The organism is Xanthocytophaga flava (assembly GCF_030068545.1).
Taxonomy (GTDB): domain Bacteria; phylum Bacteroidota; class Bacteroidia; order Cytophagales; family 172606-1; genus Xanthocytophaga; species Xanthocytophaga flava.
This window is the reverse complement of sequence record NZ_JASJOR010000070.1, coordinates 1-4465: the sequence shown is the minus strand read 5'-3', so window position 1 is coordinate 4465 and position 4465 is coordinate 1. Positions and strand designations below refer to the sequence as shown.

The following is a 4465-nucleotide window of genomic DNA, read 5'->3' as shown; positions in this document are numbered from 1 at the left end:
AAGATCCCTTGGCGACCAGGACGTACCTTCCCTAGACCCAGACAGAAAAGTTCCCGACGAAAATTTCCTACTCATAAACGATCTGGATTGTAAACAGTCCTTAAGTTGACAGCATTGAGCGGACGCTCAATGCTGTCCCCTTAAGAAAACCACTCAAACTATCTCACCTGTCCTTCTGGAAGAATCTCGTGGCAAGACCGGCGGCTTTTCCGAGTGGAGATGATTTTTTCTCTCATAAAGGAAATGTGGCTCTATTTGTCACAGGATTCTTTCAGAAAGACAGAGAGGGATGAACCTTCTAAGAAGACAAAGGTGTGCTGATTGGCAGCGTGTCACGCATTTATTTCCGTCGTTGGTGTTCTCACCAATGAGCTGTTTCCCCTCAGGCAAGTTGGTATTATCACCAACCTGGAGAAGAATGAAAAAAACTCTCTTCCTGTTCTTCCGAAAAGCTCAGCTTTCCTCCTTGTCCTTCTGGAAGAATCTCGTGACAAATAGTGCCACGTTTCCTTTATGAGAGAAAAAATCATCTCCACTCGGAAAAGCCGCCGGTCTTGTCACAAGATTCTTTCAGAAGGACAGGAAGAGAGAGAATTCTTTCAGAAGGACAATAAAGAAATATGAAAAAAAGAAACAAACTTTCTTACGTGACAGCATTGAGCGTCCGCTGCTTTCATAATGGGCACCGATGGACACTTGTGCCAGAAACTTTCTTTGTTTCCAAAAAAGATATGGGACACGATAAGGCCACTGGCTACGTCCCTCAAAATGCTCTCATCTCACTACAAAATCTAGCCTTTTCCCTTCTTTACTGCTAATTTAGACAACCTCTTATACATGTATTATCCTCCATAGCCTTTACCTTCTCCTTCCTTTGCCGTTTCGTTAGGTGCTTGACCTGGTGTAAAAGGAGCTGTAGAATTAGCTTGTGTACCCTGACCGGTAGAGGCATTGTCCTGCCAGTACGTCGGTAGCTGATACGTCTGATATAACTGATTCAGAAAGTTTTTATCGCTCACCAGGTCACCAAGTGCATTTCGGTCTACTTGTACATTGTAGCTTTTTACCTTATCAGTGTCAATTACATAACCGCCTGACTGTAAGTCTGCTTTCATCATTGTCCAGGGTAAGGCATACGATCCCTGCTCGAACTCTGCTATTACACAGACTACTTTACCTTCTTCCACATCCATCAACCATTCGATGACTTTGCCAATTTCTTGTCCGGACTGATCTTTAAGTTTTACAACGGATAAGCGTGCTCCCAATGCTAATGTGGGTGTGTTCATAGTTAAAAAATTTAAGGTTAAAAATGGAAAACTGAGCGTTGAACAACAAGCGCTTTACTTTAAACTGTCTGATTATCAGAATTGTTTTGTTTGATGTGCTTTATTACTGCTACCATTCAACTGATTTTCTTCCATAGAATTTCTACTAGAGTTCTGCCACACCAGCACTTGTACCCCTATAGGATGGAAAAGCTTTCAGGAAAAGAATATATCATATATAGTAAAGCTTTGACTAACCGAAAGACAGTACGTCAAAGACTTGACCAATGCCTGGTTGCTGGCTAATTTTGGAAGTACTTTGTCCATTGAGAGGCATCTTTACTACTTCACTTTTGGTACTTGTTCGAGTAGAAAGACGCTGGTTTGAACGTCTGTTCGGATCTATCTTGAATGGTGGGAAAGTGGTCATTGGTGATAACACCAACGACGGAAATAAAAAGTAGCCCTGATTACCAGGACTACTTTACTTTTTGGAAGTGGGCTTGCATAAGTTACAAGCTTCTTTATAGCCCAAAGAGCATGCTTTCGCATAGTCTGGACAGGCATCTTGTTTGAGGGTTTCTTTAATGACTCCTATGTTATAATACGTGTCTGCAAAATTAGGTTTGAGTGTGGTCACTTTGGTATAGTCTGCAAGTGCTTCCTGATACTTTCGCAGATTACTGAGTGCAACCCCTCGTTTAAAATACGATTCTGAATCATCAGGTTTGAGTTTAATCATTTGGGTATAGTCCTCTACCGCTTCCTGATAGCGTTGTGATTTTAGGTATACGTTCCCACGACTTACATAGGCATTGGCGTAATCTGGCTTAAGTTGAATCACCTTTGTCAGATCTGCCAATGCTTCTTGATAACGTTGCAATATGTTGTATATAAGCCCTCGGTTTAAATAAGCATCTGTATAGGCTGGCTTGAGTTGAATGGTTTTTGTAAAGTCTTCTAACGCATTCTGATAACGTTGAAATTTAATGTACATGTTTCCCCGACTAAAGTAGGCTTCCGACAGATCAGGTTTAAGTTGAATCACTTTGGTATAGTCTGTAATAGCTTCCTGGTATTGTCGCAACTCACTGTACAGATATCCCCGATTAGCATAGGCATCTGTATAATCCGGCTTAAGCTGAATGGCCTTTGTAAAATCAGCAATGGCCTCCTGAGCGTGGCGTAATTGATAATAGGCCATTCCTCTGGTGAAGTATACTACTGCCATAGTGGGATCAAGCTGAATCGCTTTTGTGAGATCAGGTATCGCCTCCTGATAGCGTTTCGATTGGGTATATATAGTTCCGCGATTGATGTAGGCTGCCAGATAATCGGGTTTAAGCTGAATGGCTTTGGTATAGTTTGCAATTGCTTCCTGGGTGTGTTGCAAATAAAAATGTGTACGTCCGAGGTTTGAATAGGCTTCGGCAATGTTTGGCTTGAGTTGGATAGCTTTTGTCAGATCAGCCAATGCTTCCTGATAGCGTCCTAACTTATTGTAGGCATTCCCTCGATTGACATATGTTTCCGCAAAATCTGGCTTGATCCCGATGGCCTTTGAGATATCTGTCATAGCCTCCTGAGGACGTTCCAACTCATTGTACAGGCTTGCTCTGTTATTATAGGCTTCCACATAGTCAGGCTTGAGTGTAATTGCCTGAGTGAAGTCGGCAATAGATTCCTGATAACGTTTTAATTGGGTATAGATATTTCCGCGATTGAAATAGTATTCAGCCTTAGCTGGATCTATGTTGATGGCCTTGGTGTAATCGGCAATGGCTTCCTCGTAACGGTGTAAGGTTTCATAGGCAAGTCCGCGATCATTATATATACCTTTATAACCGGCATCGAGACTGATAGCCTGTGTGTAGTGGCTAATGGCATTTTGATAGTGTTGCGCCAAATGGGAGATAGCGCCTTTGACATAGTGCACACTTGCATTCTGACTTGTGGTACTCACAATTTGTCCCTTTGCTTCGGTATACCCTTCCAGAACAGATTTTTTTCTTGTTTCTAAACAGGCATGTTCAGATTGCATCTCATCCTTGCAATCCGGATGAGACATTTTCGTTAAATAGAATAGCGCTTGTTCCTCTGTGGCTCCCTGTTTTTCTAAAAGTAAACCAACATAGGCATCTGCAGCCCATTCATATTGTCGCAATACCTCTAACGGAGCCGATTGTTTATGTAATGGTTGATTGCTCAAGTAGCGCCCGATTTCATAGGACAGTATACCTAATGCATTCCAGTCTACTTTATTGCCTGCAAAAATTCTGGAAAGAAAACTTTTATTGTACAGAATGTAGCGAATGCCTTGCTCATCTTCATAGGTCAGACAGGTCTTAATTTTTGGACATTCTACCAGGAAAAGATTAAGTTCTTCATACTTGTGGATAGGAGCCAGGATACGTTCGAAAACAGTATCTGTCCGGATAGATTGAGCATTGACTCCGGGTTTCTGGTTTTTCAGGCATATGCCTGCATCGGTAAGTTCGTTCTGTGCAAAACAGAATTGTACATGGGTAAGCAGTAAAAGCGATAAACAAAATCGCAACATTGGGATATGGGTTTAAAATGTGATTGGGGCAGTCTTGTTGATGTCGAGACAGGTAGGCTGTGTAGTTAGTATACAGTTTCTGTCGTTAGCTCGTAAATAAAAACCAGCAAAGGTAGTATTTGCCCTGCTCTTATTCAACAGGAAGTGTAAAGCCTTATCGTGTCCGATAACTTTTTTAATTTAGGGTTTTAGGGAAAAACTCTCTTTTTTACCCTATCAACTCCTTATCTGTCCTCCTGTAAGGATCTCGTGACAAATAGAGTTACGTTTGTTTTCTGAGAGAAGAAATACACTCCAATCGGAAAGGTCGCCGGTTTTGCCACGGGATTCTTTCAGAAGGACAAAAGGGGAGGAAAGCACAGAAGGAAGATTTTTTCCCCATGTTGGTGTTCTCACCAACATGAATAGTGGGAAAGTGGTCGTTGGTGATAACACCAACGACGGGAACGAAACCCTGAATTTTCTGAACACAAAGAAAGTTTCTGGCGCGGGTGTCCACCCGTGCCCACATTGAGAGCAGCGTCCGCTCAATGCTGTCAACTTAAGGACTGTTTACAATCCAGATCGTTTATGAGTAGGAAATTTTCGTCGGGAACTTTTCTGTCTGGGTCTAGGGAAGGTACGTCCTGGTCGCCAA

At 42.2% G+C, this 4465-nt stretch carries 3 protein-coding genes; all 3 read right to left on the bottom strand.

Annotated features, from left to right (window positions below; translation table 11 throughout):
• Positions 1-842: 842 nt before the first annotated feature.
• Positions 843-1289 (bottom strand): PRC-barrel domain-containing protein, encoded by a 447-nt coding sequence (locus tag QNI15_RS38720; protein ID WP_314037566.1) that lies wholly within the window; start codon positions 1287-1289, stop codon positions 843-845.
• Between the two features lie 232 nt (positions 1290-1521).
• Positions 1522-1698 carry a hypothetical protein gene (locus QNI15_RS38715; protein WP_314037564.1) on the bottom strand — a complete coding sequence of 59 codons (177 nt, stop codon included), beginning with the start codon at positions 1696-1698 and terminating at the stop codon, positions 1522-1524.
• A 54-nt stretch (positions 1699-1752) separates the two neighbouring features.
• Positions 1753-3828, bottom strand: a complete 2076-nt coding sequence (locus tag QNI15_RS38710; RefSeq protein ID WP_314037562.1) for a tetratricopeptide repeat protein — start codon at positions 3826-3828, stop codon at positions 1753-1755.
• Positions 3829-4465 lie beyond the last annotated feature (637 nt).